Annotated in this window: 1 protein-coding gene; it reads left to right on the top strand. The window is 60.2% G+C overall.

All coding sequences use genetic code 11. The features are described 5' to 3' along the window. On the top strand, positions 1-206 hold a 206-nt coding region (locus LKE08_RS19705), incomplete at both ends, for an Ig-like domain-containing protein (RefSeq protein WP_324705960.1).

The following is a 206-nucleotide window of genomic DNA, read 5'->3' as shown; positions in this document are numbered from 1 at the left end:
CCTGCTGCCCTGTTGGGGAACGACACCGACCCGGAAAACGACACCCTCAGCATCGAAAGCGTCAGCAACCCCAGCAACGGCACAGTAGAACTCGACGCCGACGGCAACGTTATCTTTACCCCCGAGTCCGGCTTCACCGGAGACGCCACCTTCGAGTACACCATTAACGACGGCAACGGCGGCACCGATACTGCCACAGTAACGGT

Origin of the sequence: Lyngbya sp. CCY1209 (assembly GCF_035615495.1) — a bacterium.
Lineage (GTDB): Bacteria > Cyanobacteriota > Cyanobacteriia > Cyanobacteriales > Microcoleaceae > Limnospira.
This window is presented reverse-complemented; position numbering and strand designations above follow the sequence as displayed.